The 13366-nt window shown below is 72.3% G+C and carries 11 protein-coding genes; 4 read left to right on the top strand and 7 right to left on the bottom strand.

The annotated features are described in order from the left end of the window. Nucleotide 1: 1 nt before the first annotated feature. Genes ABD793_RS17765 through cbiE form a run of 6 tightly spaced genes read right to left on the bottom strand, consistent with a single transcriptional unit; the run spans nucleotide 2 to nucleotide 7406 of the window. Nucleotides 2-3088: an arabinosyltransferase domain-containing protein gene (locus tag ABD793_RS17765; protein WP_344861246.1), complete on the bottom strand. Its 3087-nt coding sequence runs from the start codon at nucleotides 3086-3088 to the stop codon at nucleotides 2-4. A gap of 32 nt (nucleotides 3089-3120) precedes the next feature. Then, nucleotides 3121-3765 (bottom strand): 5,6-dimethylbenzimidazole synthase, encoded by a 645-nt coding sequence (bluB, locus tag ABD793_RS17760; protein ID WP_344861244.1) that lies wholly within the window; start codon nucleotides 3763-3765, stop codon nucleotides 3121-3123. Continuing rightward, entirely contained in the window at nucleotides 3762-4490 is a 729-nt protein-coding gene (locus ABD793_RS17755; RefSeq protein WP_344861242.1) for a cobalt-precorrin-6A reductase, read from the bottom strand. Before ABD793_RS17755 ends, bluB begins: the two co-directional genes overlap by 4 nt. Further along, a complete protein-coding gene (locus ABD793_RS17750; protein WP_344861240.1) occupies nucleotides 4487-5497 on the bottom strand; it encodes a Gfo/Idh/MocA family protein in 1011 nt (336 codons plus the stop codon). The genes ABD793_RS17755 and ABD793_RS17750 overlap by 4 nt, the downstream gene beginning before the upstream one ends. Then, nucleotides 5494-6255: a precorrin-4 C(11)-methyltransferase gene (cobM, locus tag ABD793_RS17745; RefSeq protein ID WP_344861238.1), complete on the bottom strand. Its 762-nt coding sequence runs from the start codon at nucleotides 6253-6255 to the stop codon at nucleotides 5494-5496. Before cobM ends, ABD793_RS17750 begins: the two co-directional genes overlap by 4 nt. Beyond that, nucleotides 6252-7406 (bottom strand): precorrin-6y C5,15-methyltransferase (decarboxylating) subunit CbiE, encoded by a 1155-nt coding sequence (cbiE, locus tag ABD793_RS17740; RefSeq protein WP_344861236.1) that lies wholly within the window; start codon nucleotides 7404-7406, stop codon nucleotides 6252-6254. Before cbiE ends, cobM begins: the two co-directional genes overlap by 4 nt. A 69-nt stretch (nucleotides 7407-7475) precedes the next feature. Here cbiE and ABD793_RS17735 point away from each other — a divergent pair, with 69 nt between their 5' ends. Genes ABD793_RS17735 through cobC form a run of 4 tightly spaced genes read left to right on the top strand, consistent with a single transcriptional unit; the run spans nucleotide 7476 to nucleotide 12484 of the window. Then, nucleotides 7476-9518, top strand: a complete 2043-nt coding sequence (locus ABD793_RS17735; protein WP_344861234.1) for a putative cobaltochelatase — start codon at nucleotides 7476-7478, stop codon at nucleotides 9516-9518. Next, entirely contained in the window at nucleotides 9518-10132 is a 615-nt protein-coding gene (gene cobO / locus ABD793_RS17730) for a cob(I)yrinic acid a,c-diamide adenosyltransferase (RefSeq protein WP_344861232.1), read from the top strand. The genes ABD793_RS17735 and cobO overlap by 1 nt, the downstream gene beginning before the upstream one ends. Beyond that, nucleotides 10126-11469, top strand: a complete 1344-nt coding sequence (locus ABD793_RS17725) for a cobyrinic acid a,c-diamide synthase CobB (RefSeq protein ID WP_344861230.1) — start codon at nucleotides 10126-10128, stop codon at nucleotides 11467-11469. The genes cobO and ABD793_RS17725 overlap by 7 nt, the downstream gene beginning before the upstream one ends. After that, complete coding sequence (gene cobC / locus ABD793_RS17720) at nucleotides 11462-12484, top strand: Rv2231c family histidinol phosphate aminotransferase CobC (protein WP_344861228.1); 1023 nt, start codon at nucleotides 11462-11464, stop codon at nucleotides 12482-12484. The genes ABD793_RS17725 and cobC overlap by 8 nt, the downstream gene beginning before the upstream one ends. Nucleotides 12485-12500: 16 nt before the next feature. On the opposite strand, the gene ABD793_RS17715 is transcribed toward cobC, so the two are convergent. After that, on the bottom strand, nucleotides 12501-13250 hold the full coding sequence (locus tag ABD793_RS17715) for an adenosylcobinamide-GDP ribazoletransferase (protein WP_344861773.1): 750 nt from the start codon (nucleotides 13248-13250) through the stop codon (nucleotides 12501-12503). Nucleotides 13251-13366: the final 116 nt, after the last annotated feature.

The following is a 13366-nucleotide window of genomic DNA, read 5'->3' as shown; positions in this document are numbered from 1 at the left end:
CTCAGCGGGTGGGGTCCTTGCCGTTGGGCTGGGACGGCCCGGGGCCCGGTGACCACCAGCCCCACACGGTCTTCTCGCCGTGCACCACGGTGGGCGCGACGCCGGTGCTGAACGGTTCGACCTGTTTCAGCTGACCCCACGACTGGCTCGGCTGGCCGAGCAGGAAACTGGGCACCTCCGGTTCGTCCGCGAGCTCTTCGAGCCAGCCGTTCGGCCCGCCGTTGGTGCTGGAGGCCCAGTCCGCCTCGTCGGCGAGCCCGCCGGAGGTGATCCGGTAGTCCGGCACCTCGGAGATGCCGTCGCGGGAGGGCACCGGGTTCGCACAGGGGTAGACGAACGACGCGGGCCAGTCGATGTACACCGATTTGCCGGCGAGCTTGTCGGTGAGCGTGGTGAAGGTCGGCACGCGCGGTGCGGACGCGGCGATCCAGCCGTCCTCGGTGAGGTCGTTGTCCACCATGTTGATCCGCACCGAGGTGGTCTGCGGGGGCAGGTCGCGCAGGTTGATCCGGGTGTCGGTCCACGCTCCGGTGCCCGCGCCCGGCGGCAGCACGAACTGGCTGCGCAGCACCTTCACCCCTTCCGGGGTGCGCACGCCGTAGTCGAGGCTCACCGACGAGGGCCCGCGCGGCTGGCCCGCGGTGGCGACCACGATCTGGCCGTCCGCGGGCTTCTTGTCCAGCGCGTACCAGTCGCCGCGCAGCCGCCCCGCCCGCGTCTGCGGGTCCAGGTAGCTGCTCCACATCGGCACTTCTTTCTGCGTGAAGCCGTGCGGGGGCTCGGCCAGCGGATCGTCCTCGTCGACCGGGCTGGTGTGGAACCCCAGCTGGACCCGTCCGTTGTCCCGGTTCGGATCGGGCAGCGGCGAGGGGTTCACCTCCTCCGGTGCGACGGTGCGCTGTTCGGCCTGCGGGTGCAGCACGCTCTTGGCCGCGTCGTTCTCCACCATCACGTGGTCGGAGAGGTTGCAGCTGTTGCCGAGCAGGTGCCGGAAGTTCGCCGCGCCGAGGCTGTAGCTGTCCCGCTGGGTGTAGATCGCGGCCGCCATCGTGTAGATCTCGCCCGCCGCGACGAGACCGCAGACCACCACGAGCGAGAGCGAACCCAGCCGCAGCGACCGGCTCCCGCCCTCCGGCGCACCGGTGGGTGCACCCGGCCGGTGCGCGCGGATGTTCTCCACGAACGCGTAGATCCCGGCGACCGCAGCGGCACCGAGCAGGATGGTGGACAGCGGCACCCCGGCGATCGAGGGCGCCGAACCACTCCACGGCACGCCGAGGCGGGAAACGAACCAGTAGGTGTTCGGTCCGGTCGCGGCCAGTGCGCCGACCACCAGCAGCACGGCGAGGAACGCCGCGCGATTGCGGTTCGAGCGCAGCACGGTGGAACTGGTGGCCAGTGCGGTGAGTGCGGCCATCGAGGCGCCGACCGCGGCGAACGCACCGAAGTGGTGTGTCCACTTCGTCGGCGTGAGCGCGAGCAGCAGGAAGAACAGCGCGGTGGTGCCGATCAGCCGTCGGCTCGGGCCGAGCGCGGCGCCGGGGATGCGGCCACGGCGCAGCAGCACGACCAGGCAGGTGACCGTGCACAGCAGCACCAGCAGCACCGGGAACCGCCGCGGTGCCGAGCCGTCCGGCAGGTTCGCGAACAGCAGCTGGTACCGCACCAGTTCCTGGAACCAGGACAGGTTCGGGCCCACCGCGGTGCGGATGCGGGTGGCCTCGGTGACGGTCGCGAACGTCTGGTCGGCGAACACCACCACGAGCACGAGCAGCCCGGACGCGACGATCGGCGCCAGCATCGGCAGCCAGCCGTCACCGGAGCGCTGGCGGACCAGTTTGAGCAACGGCCGGGCGGCGACGAGGAACGGGGCCACCGCGATCAGCCCGGTCGGGGTCGCGGCGAGCGTGAACGCGGCGGCGGTGAGCCCGAGGCACAACGGCAGCAGCCGCCGGGTGACCAGTGCGCGTTCCACCGCGCAGATCGCCAGCAGCGAGCCGAGCGCAGCCACCGGTTCCGGCCGGACGCCGTTGTTGTAGGGCATCCACCACACCAGGAACACTGCGGCCGCCGCCCAGCCCGCCGCGCGGCTGCCGCGTACCTGGGTGCCCAGCCGGGGCATCACCTCGCGGCTGATCAGCAGCCAGCTGATCACGCCGAGCAGGTAGGAGGGCAGCCGGATCCACGGCGGCGCCGTGCTGACGTGGGTCATCAGCTCGTACAGGTGGTAGAACCAGCCGAACGGGGCCTCCGCGACACCGAACCAGCGGTGGTAGTTCGTCAGGAAGCCGGTGTGCTCGGTGACTCTGGCCATGGTCAGGATGTAGCCGTCGTCGGAGGTCACCGGACCGATGAACACCCATGCGCCGAGCGCGACGATCACCGCCGCGTCGCGGCCGGTCAGCCGCCACCAGCCGACCGGTGCCCAGCGGGGTGCGCGCCGGGCGAAGCCGGCGTCCATCCGCCACACCGCGATCAGGCAGCCGAGGAACGACAGCGCGGCGAGGATCCCGATGGTGAGCTTCAGCGCGGTCGGCGAGGTCTGGTAGCGGGTGTCCGGGGTGACCGAAACGTGCAGTCCGTCGATCGGGTCCCGCGCGGAGCTGATCGACGAATAGATGCCGACCACCCGTGGCCGCACGTCGCCGGTGGTGTGGAAGACCGTGGTGCCGCCGACGGCGAGGGTCATCTGGCTCGCGTCCGAGGTGAGGGTGACCGTGCAGCCCTCCTGCGGCAGCGGCTGCTGCGCGATCTGCTGTCCCTGGCTGGAGGCCAGCAGCACACCGTTGTCCACGCGCAGCTGCAGTCCGACGCCGTTGCCCGCGCGCGGGCCGGTGCGTTCGTCCGGGACGGTCGCGAAGAGCAGCGCCGGTCCGTTCGCGCGCGCGTCCAGCGAACGGACCGTGGCGCAGGGCAGATCGGCCCGCATCTCCTGTGCCCAGTACCCGGTCAAGGGCGCGTTGACGGACCGGGTGTCGGACGCGTTCGGCCAGACGACCTCGGCGGTGTCCTGCACGACCGGCAGGAACGGGTAGGCCAGGGCACACAGCGCCGAAAGCAACCCCAGCAGTACGGCAATCGGACGCATCAGAGGAAAACTAATGGGTGCTGACTTCGCGCTTACTTCGGCCCCTGGTCACGCTGGGTGAAACGGTCGTGGTGCACGACCTCGGGCAGCGGGACCCGGCGGCGCCAGCCGTGCCGTTCCAGGTCGGGCGTACCGGCGAGGGTGCGCACCGGGCCGACGCACAGCCAGGCGACCGGCCGGATCCCGTCCGGGATGCCGAGCAGCCCGGCCAGCACCGGTTCCCGGTAGAAACTCACCCAGCCCACGCCGAGTCCTTCCGCGGTCGCGGCCAGCCAGAGGTTCTGGATCGCCAGGCACACCGAGTACAGCCCGGCGTCCGCGATCGCATGCCTGCCGAGTACCGCCGGGGCACCGCGCTGCTCGTCGTAGGTGACCACGATGCCGAGCCCGGCTTCGCGGATACCCTCGATCTTGATCCGCGAGAACGTCTCCGCCCGCTCGCCCTCCAGCGACGCGGCGAACACGGCACGTTCCTCGTGCACGTGCCGGGCGAACGTCTCGCGCGTCCGGGCGTCCCGTACCAGGACGAAGTCCCACGGCTGGCTCAGCCCGACGCTCGGCGCGGCGTGCGCGGCGCCGAGCACCCGCGCGAGCACCTCCTCGGCCACCGGTTCGCCGGTGAACTCGCCACGCACGTCGCGGCGCCGGTGCAGGATTTCGTAAAACTGCTCGTTCATCGGTTCAGTGCCCATTTCACGGCTTCGGTCACTTCGGCGGTTTCGGTGGTGGACGGCCGGGGCGGACGGCGCACCACGAGCACCGGCAGGCCGAGTTCCCGCGCGGCGGTGAGCTTCGCGACGGTCATCGTGCCGCCACTGTCTTTGGTGACCAGCACGTCGATGCCGCGGCCGGTGATCAGGTCGCGCTCGGCGGGCACTTCGTACGGGCCTCGGGCGAGCAGCACTTCGTGGTGCCGCGGCAGTGGCGGACCGGGCGGGTCGACGCACCGGATCAGGAACCACAACGCGTCGAGTCCGGCGAACGCGGCGAGCCCCTGCCGTCCGCTGGTGAGGAACGCACGGGTGCCGAGGCCGGGCAGCACGGCGGCCGCCTCGGCGAGATCGGCGGCCCAGTGCCAGCGGTCGCCCGCACCGGGCTGCCAGCCGGGCCGGGCGAGCCGCAGCAACGGCACGTCCGCCGCGTGGGCTGCGTGGAAAGCGTTGGTGGCAATGCGTTCGGCGAACGGATGGGTGGCGTCCACGATCGCGCGCACCTCGTGCTCCCGCAGCCACGCGGTAAGGCCTTCGACGCCGCCGAAGCCACCCACGCGCACGTCGCCGACGGGCAGCCGTGGCTGTGCGACGCGGCCGGCGAGCGAGGAGACCACCGCGGCGCCGTGCTCGTGCAGTTGCGCGGCGAGCGCGCGGGCCTCGGCGGTGCCACCCAGGACGAGGACGGTCATCCGCCGTACCCGACAGCCGCCCGCCAGCGGTCGAGCGTGCGCATGTTCGCGATCGTCTCGGCCCAGGTCAGTTCCGGTGCCTGCCGGTCGGCCACGTGCCGGGCGACGTGGTCGGCCTCGCGGGCGAACACGTCTTCGGTGGCCTCGATCTCGATCACCTCGGACTCGCCGGTCTCGGGCGTCAGCACGATGGTGGACACGCCGGGCGGGCGCATTTCGTGGGTCCACGCGGGTTTCGGCACGGAGAGGCGGCCGGTCGTGCCGTAGACGCGGATGTGGTCGTCCTGGCTGAGCCGGTAGCCGCAGGACAGCTGCGCGATGATCCCGCCGGGCAGCCGCAGCAGGCCCATCGCGAACTCGTCCACGCCACGGCCGGTCAGCCGGGCCATCCCGGTCACGCTCGTCGGCTCGGCCGCCGCGGTGCCGGTGGCGGCCTGCGCGACCAGCCGGGCCAGCGACGTGCAGTAGCAGCCGACGTCGAGGATCCCGCCACCGCCGAGCGCCGGATCGGCCAGCCGTGCTGCGTCGTTCGCGCCGGAGTCGAAGCTGAACGTGACGTCCACGGCGCGGACTTCGCCGATCGCACCGGATTCGATCAGTTCGACCAGCCGCCGCGTCTGCGGGTGCAGCCGGTACATGAACGCTTCCATGAGGAAGACGTCGTTGCGGCGCGCGGCATCGATCACCTTTTCCGCCTCGGCCGCGTTCACCGTGAGCGGTTTCTCGCACAGCACGTGCTTTCCGGCCTCGGCGGCGCGGATGGCCCATTCGGCGTGCAGCGCATGCGGAGTGGCGATGTAGATCGCGTCGACTTCCGGATCGGCGAGCAGGTTTTCGTAGCTGTCATAGGCTTTCGGGAGGTCGAAGCGGGTTGCGAAATCCCGCGCGCGCTCGGCTGTGCGCGCGGCGACCGCAGTGAGCACACCATGGCGGCTTCGCTCGACGCCCTTGGCGAACTCGGCGGCGATCGTCCCGGCGGCCAGCAGGCCCCAGCGCAGGTTCGTCACAGTGACTCCGGTTGGCTCGCGCGGTCACGGGCGCCCGAATACAGGAAACTGTCCGGAAATCCGGCCGCGGCGAGCACCCGGCCGACGAAAATCGTGGCGGCGCGGGTCATTCCGGCCGCCCGCGCCTGTCCGGCGAGGTCGGCGAGCGTGCCGCGCACCACGGTCTCCCCGGGCTGGCTGGCCAGCGCCACTACGGCGGCGGGGCAGTCCTCGCCGTAGTGGGAGGCGAGTTCCGCGGTGACGCGTTCGATGTGGTTGATCGCCAGATGCACTGCGAGTGTGGCACCGCTGCGGGCGAAGTTCGCCAGGGTTTCGCCCGCCGGCATGGTGGTGGAACGGGCCTGCGCGCGGGTGATCACCAGGCTTTGCCCGATCCCCGGCACGGTCAGCTCCCGGCCGAGCACCGCGGCGGAAGCGGCGAACGCGGGCACGCCCGGCACCATCTCGTACGGCACGCCTGCGGTTTCGAGCCGGCGAGCCTGTTCGGCGACCGCGCTGTAGAGGGACGGGTCGCCGGAACACAACCGTGCGACGTCATGGCCGTCTCGGTGCGCCGACACCAGCTTCGCGGCTATTTCGTCGAGGCTCAGGTTCGCCGTGTCGACGCGTTCGGCCTCCGGCGCGCAGTACGTGAGCAGATCGGTGGGCGTCATGCTCCCCGGGTACAGGCAGACGCCGCAGCGCTCAAGCAGATCCCGGCCGCGAACAGTGATCAGGTCCGCTGCACCGGGCCCGGCGCCGATGAAGTAGACAGTCATTCCCTGCTCCATTGGGTCACAGTGCGCGACGGGGTCCAGCCAGTGAACCCGCCGAGCGGATTCGCGTGCTCGACGCTGATTCGTTGCAGCTCGCCGCCGTGCTGTGCGTACGCGGCCGCGAGGGCCTGCTCTGCCTCCATCGTGACGCCGTGGGCGACGATGCGCGCGCCGGTGCTGAGACACGCGTCGAGCACGCCGGGCACGGACAGTCCACCGCCGAGGAACACCGCGTCCGGCTGCGGAAGCCCAGCCAGCACCTCGGGTGCAGCGCCGGTGACCACCTGCAGCTCCGGGACTCCGAGGGCGTCCGCGTTGCGCGCGATCCGTTCTGCCCGGGAGGAAGCACGCTCGATCGCGACGGCCCGGTTCAGCGGGTGTACGCGGGACCACTCGATGCCGACGCTGCCCGCGCCGGCACCGACGTCCCACAGCAGTTCCCCGGGCGCAGGAGCGAGCCTGGCGAGTGCGGAGACACGAAGGTCACGTTTGGTGAGCTGACCGTCGTGCTCGTACGCGTCGTCGGGCAGTCCGGTGAGGGGCAGCCGGGGACCGCGGCAGATCAGGGCGAACACCGTCAGCGGACCGGGCTCGTGCGTCCAGCCGTCGGCGATCCGCTCGTCTTCGGCGCCGAGGTTTTCCAGTGTGGTCAACGTCGACTGAGCGTAGCCACGTACGGTGAGCAGGTCCCGAAGCTCGGTCACGCTGCCGCCGAGTACGAGCACCTTGCGGTGGGGCGCGAGCGCCCGCGTGACCCTGTGCACCGCGCGGCCGACCACCGTGACGACCTCGGTTTCCTCGAAGGACCAGCCGAGCCGTGCGCGAGCCAGCGTGGCCGAGGACAACGCAGGCAGTACCTCGATCTCGTGCCCACGCTCGCGCAGTGTGGTGGCGATGCCGGACAGCAGGGGGTCACCGCTGGCGAGTACACAGATTCGGCGACCGTCGTATTCGCCGAGCACGCCGTCGAGCGCGGGCAGCAACGGGCTGGGCCACGGCCGCGTACGCACCTCCGCGGGCAGGTACGCGAGCTGACGCGCCGCGCCGAGCACGACGTCGGCGTACAGCACCGCTTCGCGGGCCCTCGCGGACAGCCCGGACCAGCCGTCCGCCCCGATGCCGACCACGGTCAGGCTGCGTGATTTTTCGCGCACGTCCGCCCACGCTAGACGACGTGTTTCCTGTGCGATGATCGGCCGGACGCCGACCACGAGGGAGTGCTCTTGAAGCCCTATCCGTTCACCGCCGTCGTCGGGATGCCGGACCTGCGCCTGGCGCTCGTGCTGTCCTCGATTTCCCCCGCTGTGGGCGGAGTGCTGGTGCGGGGCGAGAAGGGCACCGCGAAGTCGACCATGGTGCGGGCGCTGGCCGGTCTGCTGCCCGGGGCCGACGTGGTGGACGGCTGCCGCTTCTCGTGTGACCCGGCCACGCCCGACCCGCAGTGCCCGGACGGACCGCACGCGCCGGGCGCGCCAGCGCACCGGCGCCCGGCCCGGCTGGTCGAGCTGCCCGTCGGTGCGGCCGAGGACCGGGTCGTCGGCTCGCTGAACCTGGAGAAAGCGCTGTCCGAGGGCGTCACCGACTACCAGCCCGGCCTGCTCGCTGCCGCGCACCGCGGCCTGCTGTACGTGGACGAAGTCAACCTGCTGCACGACCACCTCGTGGACACCCTGCTGGACGCGGCCGCGATGGGCAGGGCGACCGTGGAGCGCGAAGGCGTCTCGGTCTCGCACGCCGCGCGGTTCGTGCTGATCGGCACGATGAACCCGGAGGAGGGTGAGCTGCGCCCGCAGCTGCTCGACCGGTTCGGGCTCACCGTGGAGGTCGCCTCCAGCCGGGACCCGGACCAGCGCGTGGAGGTCGTCCGGCGGCGGCTGGCCTACGAGGCGGATCCGGACGGCTTCGCCGCCGCCTATGCCGGGGCCGATGCCGAACTCGCGGCGGAAATCGAAGCGGCGCAACGGCTTTTGCCCGCGGTGAAGCTGCCGGACGAGGCGTTGCGGCAGATCGCCGAGGTGTGTGCCTCGTTCGAGGTCGACGGGATGCGCGCGGACATCGTCACGGCGCGGACCGCGGTCGCGCACGCCGCGTGGGCCGGACGCGACGAGGTCACCACCGACGACATCCGCGTCGCCGCGCGGCTCGCGCTGCCGCACCGGCGCAGGCGGAACCCGTTCGACGCGCCGGGAATCTCCGAAGAACAGCTCGACCAGGCACTGGAGAACGCCCAGCCGCCGGACGGCCCGGACGGCCCGGACGACGACGGTCCCGGCCCGGGCGACAGTGACCCCGGTCCCGACGACAGCGGACCCGGCCCCGACGACGACGGCGGCCCGGCGCCGGACGACGACGGTCCCGGTGGCAGCCCGCCTCCGCCCGGAAGCGGTGCCCCGTCCCCGCAGTCCGGGGAGGGCAACGGCTCGGCGTCGCAGAAATCGGCACCGGAGAAGACCGTCGGTGCCGGAGATACCTTCCGTGCCAGGGTGTTCCGGGTGCACGGTACCGGCGAGGGGGAGCGCGGCCGCCGGTCGCGGGCGATCACCGACACCGGCCGGACGATCGGCGTGCAGCCACCCGGGGTGCGCGAAGGCCGCCCGCACCTGGTCGCGACCATTCGCGCCGCGGCGCCGCACCAGCAGGCCCGCGGCCGCAGCGGAACCGGGCTCGAAGTGCGGCCGGGGGATCTGCGGTTCGCGCTGCGCGAAGGCCGTGAAGGCAATCTGGTGCTGTTCTGCGTGGACGCCTCCGGCTCGATGGGTGCGCGAGCGCGGATGCGTGCGGTGAAAACGGCGGTGCTTTCGCTGCTGCTCGACGCTTACCAGCGGCGGGACAAGGTCGGTCTGGTCACCTTCCGTGGTGATTCGGCCGAGCTGGCGCTCCCGCCGACGATCAGTGTCGAGGCCGCCGCGGCCCGGCTGGACGGGCTGCCCACGGGCGGGCGCACCCCGCTCGCCGAGGGGCTGCTGGAGGTCGTGCGCGTACTGCGGGTGGAGGCCGTCCGGGATCCGCGGCGGCGGCCGCTGCTGGTGCTCGTGACCGACGGCCGGGCGACGAGCGGCACCGACGCGGTGGCACGGGCGCACGCCGCCGCCGGACTGCTGGCAGGCGTGACGACGGTCGTGATGGACTGCGAGACCGGCCGGATGCGGCTGGGGCTGGCCGCGGAACTGGCCGGGCAGCTCGGTGCCGAACACGTGCCGCTGGCCGATGTCGCCGCCGAGTCACTGGCCTCGGCGGTCCGCGAGCGGACCGGGAGGGCTGCCTGATGCCACAAGGGAAACCCGAGGTCGTGCCGCAGGACGGGCTCACCACCCGGCAGCGCCGGAACCGGCCGCTGCTTGCGGTGCACACCGGGGAAATGAAGGGCAAGTCCACCGCGGCGTTCGGAATGGCCTTGCGGGCGTGGAACCAGGGCTGGTCGATCGGCGTGTTCCAGTTCGTGAAGTCGGCGAAGTGGCGGGTGGGCGAGGAGGCTGCGTTCCGCGCGCTGGGCAAGCTGCACGAGGACACCGGACAGGGCGGCCCGGTCGAATGGCACAAGATGGGCGAAGGCTGGAGCTGGGCGCGCAAACCGGGCAGCGAGGAAGACCACGCGGCCGGTGCCCGGGAGGGCTGGGCGGAGATCAAGCGCCGGCTGGCCGCCGAAACCCACGACTTCTACGTGCTGGACGAGTTCAGCTACCTGTTCAAATGGGGCTGGCTCGAACCGGCCGACGTGGTGTCCGCTCTGGTCTCCCGGCCGGGGCACCAGCACGTGGTGATCACCGGCCGCTACGCCCCGCCGGAGCTGATCGAGGCCGCCGACCTGGTCACCGAGATGACCAAGGTCAAGCATCCGATGGACGCCGGGCAGAAGGGCCAGCGGGGGATCGAGTGGTAGCCAGGGTGGTGGTCGCCGCGCCCGGCTCCGGGCACGGCAAGACCACCGTCGCGGCCGGGCTGATGGCCGCCCTGCGCGCGGCCGGGCACGCGGTGTCCGGGCACAAGGTGGGGCCGGACTTCATCGACCCCGGCTACCACGCACTGGCCACCGGACGGCCTGCCCGCAACCTGGACCCGTTCCTGCAGGGCGAGGACACGCTCATCCCGTTGCTGCGGCACGGTTCCGCCGGTGCGGACATCGCGGTGATCGAGGGCGTCATGGGCCTGTTCGACGGTGCGCTCGGCACCGAGGGGTACGCCTCCACCGCCCACGTCGCCCGGCTGCTCGACGCGCCGGTGCTCCTGGTGGTCGACGCTTCGGCCGCCTCGCGCAGTGTCGCGGCCACGGTGCTGGGCTTCGCGCAGTACGACACCCGTGTGCGGCTGGCCGGGGTGATTCTCAACAAACTCGGTTCGCAACGGCACGAGGACGAGATCGCCGCCGCGCTGGAGGCCACCGGGGTGCCGCTGGTGGGTGCGTTGCGGCGCAACGAAAACGTGCACGCGCCGAGCCGTCATCTCGGGCTCGTCCCGGCCGCCGAGCGTGCTGCGGACTCGCGGCAGGTGTTGCCGGAGCTGGCCTCGTGGGTCGCCGGTGGGGTGGACCTGGCGGAAGTGGTGCGGATCGCCCGCACTGCGCCGGCGTTGTCCGGTCCGGAGTGGACACCGCCGTCCGGACACGACGGCCCGCGCGCGGTGGTGGCCGCGGCGGCGGGGCCGGCGTTCACGTTCCGCTACACCGAGAACATCGAACTGCTGGCCGCGTACGGAGCGGACGTGGTCGAGGTGGACCCGTTGCGGGACAAGGAGCTGCCGGAGGGCTGCGCCGGACTGTACTTCGGCGGCGGCTTCCCGGAAGTGCATGCCGCCGAGCTGTCTGCGAACGTGCCGCTGCGCACCGCGGTGGCCGAGGCGATCGACCGGGGAATGCCGGTGAGCGCGGAATGCGCGGGGCTGCTCTACCTCTGCCGGGAGCTGGACGGGCAGCCGATGGTCGGCGCGCTCGACGCGACCGCGACCATGACCGCGCGGGGCAAACTCGGCTACCGGAGCGCCGTTTCGCTGGCGGACAACGTGCTCGCGACTGCCGGGCAGCGAGTGCACGGCCACGAGTTCCACCGTACCGAGGTGTCCCCGGCGGCAGGCCCGTCCGCGGCATGGGGCTGGGACCGGACCGTCGACGGATTCGCCGCCGCCTCGGTGCACGCCTCCTACCTGCACGTGCACTGGGCCGGATATCCCGCGCTGGCCGAGCGGTTCGCCACGCACGTAAGGGAATTCGCCGCCGGTGGCTGATTACGACCTGGCGCACCACGGGGACCGCGAAGTCGGTCCGGGGCTGGTGGACCTCGCGGTGAACGTGCGGCTCGCCCGGCCCCCGGAGTGGCTTCGGCAGGAGCTGGCGTCCGCTTTGGACGATCTGGCCGCATACCCCGACCCGTCCACGGCGCAGCGCGCAGTGGCGGCACGGCACGGCCGTCCGGTGGACGAGGTGCTGGTGACCGCCGGCGCGGCGGAGGCGTTCACCTTGCTGGCTTCGGCGTTGCGGCCACGGCAGGCGGTGGTGGTGCATCCGCAGTTCACCGAGCCTGAGGCGGCGTTGCGTGCGGCCGGACACGCGGTGACCCGGGTCGTGCTGTCCTCTTCGGACGGTTACCGGCTGGACACCACGTTGGTTCCGGAGTCCGCGGATCTGGTGTTCGTGGGCAACCCGACGAACCCGACGTCCGTGCTGCATCCGGCGGCCGTGCTGGGTTCGCTCGCCCGGCCGGGGCGGGTGCTGGTGGTGGACGAGGCCTTCCTCGACGCGGTGCCCGGTGAGGTGGAAAGCCTTGCGGGTCAACGATTGTCCGGAGTGGTGGTGCTGCGGAGCCTGACCAAGACGTGGGGGCTGGCCGGGCTGCGGGCCGGATACGTGCTCGGCCCGGCGGAGCTGCTCGACCGGTTGCGTCGCGTGCAGCCGCCGTGGTCGGTGTCCACTTTGGCCGCGGTCGCGACCGCGGCGTGCTGCCGTCCGGAGGCGCTGGAAGAGGCGGCGAAACAGGCCATCGTCGCGGAAACCGACCGGGAGCACCTGGTGTCCGGCCTCGCCGCGTGCGGGATCACCGTACTGGGCAAGCCGCGCGGCCCGTTCGTGCTGGTGCAGACCCCCGGAGCGGCCCGGCTGCGGGTCCGGCTGCGGGAGGCGGGCTACGCCGTGCGCCGAGGCGACACGTTTCCCGGACTGGGCCCGGACCACCTGCGACTGGCGGTGCGGGCCCCTGCGGTGACGGACGGATTCCTGACCGCCCTGCGGCGGGTCAAGGGGTGAGAAGTGCCGCGGCGGGTCAGGGAGCGAGCGTGAGGAGCACGGTCGCGGTTGCTGTTTCGACGCCTGCGCCGAGGACGTCGCCGGTGATTCCGCCGAGCCGGCGGGTGCAGCGGATCAGCAGGAGCGCGACCACGAGGTAGCCCAGTGCGATGGCGAGCGGTCCTCGCCACCAGGCGATCCCGGGCGCGAGTGTGGTGAGCGCGGCTGCCACCGCGGCGACCACCACGGTGGCAGGGATCGGGACGGAACCGGCCACCGTCGCGCCGAGGCCCTCGTCACGGGCCGAGGGGACCCCTCGTGCGCAGGCCAGTGACAGCGTGCAGCGCCCGGCCAGCACACCGGCCACTGCGGCGGCCGCACCGTGTCCGGCGGAGATCGCCCCCGCCAGCGCACCGACCTGTACCAGCAGCACGAACACGAGCGTGGCGACGCCGGTCGGACCGGAATCGCCGCGGCGCATCACGTCGAGGGCTTTCGCGCGGTCGTAGGAGGCGCCGAGTCCGTCGGCGGTGTCGGCGAGCCCGTCGAGATGCAGCCCACGACTGCCGAGGGCGACCACCCCGAGCGTCAGCGCGGCCACCGCGAGCGCGGGCAGTCCCACCGCGGCACCGCCGACCACGACGAGTCCCGCCGCCGCCGCGAGCGGGACCACCGCGACCGGCCCGAGCACCATCGCCACTGCCGCAACCCCACGATCGATCCGCCGCGGCGCCGGAACCGGCACCGCAGTGAGCGTCCCGACCCCGAGCCGAAGCCCGTCGACCAGACCCCGCGCACGTCCTCCACCGAGGCGGTTCACCGCCGACCACCCGACCGCACCGTACGGAACCGGCGATCCAACCGCGACCGGCCGGCGTGGCGGTGCGGTCGTCCGAGGCGGCG

Origin of the sequence: Amycolatopsis ultiminotia (genome assembly GCF_039536925.1) — a bacterium.
Classification (GTDB): Bacteria; Actinomycetota; Actinomycetes; order Mycobacteriales; family Pseudonocardiaceae; genus Amycolatopsis; species Amycolatopsis ultiminotia.
Note: the sequence above shows the minus strand (reverse complement) of the source record. Positions and strands in the feature narration are given on the sequence as shown.

Bases quoted from the DNA above. Each gene is read 5' to 3' on its own strand.
- cobO (WP_344861232.1), top strand. From the start codon at position 9,518: ATGCCACAAGGGAAACCCGAGGTCGTGCCGCAGGACGGGCTCACCACC.
- ABD793_RS17755 (WP_344861242.1), bottom strand. From the start codon at position 4,490: ATGACCGTCCTCGTCCTGGGTGGCACCGCCGAGGCCCGCGCGCTCGCC.
- cobM (WP_344861238.1), bottom strand. From the start codon at position 6,255: ATGACTGTCTACTTCATCGGCGCCGGGCCCGGTGCAGCGGACCTGATC.
- bluB (WP_344861244.1), bottom strand. From the start codon at position 3,765: ATGAACGAGCAGTTTTACGAAATCCTGCACCGGCGCCGCGACGTGCGT.
- ABD793_RS17765 (WP_344861246.1), bottom strand. From the start codon at position 3,088: ATGCGTCCGATTGCCGTACTGCTGGGGTTGCTTTCGGCGCTGTGTGCC.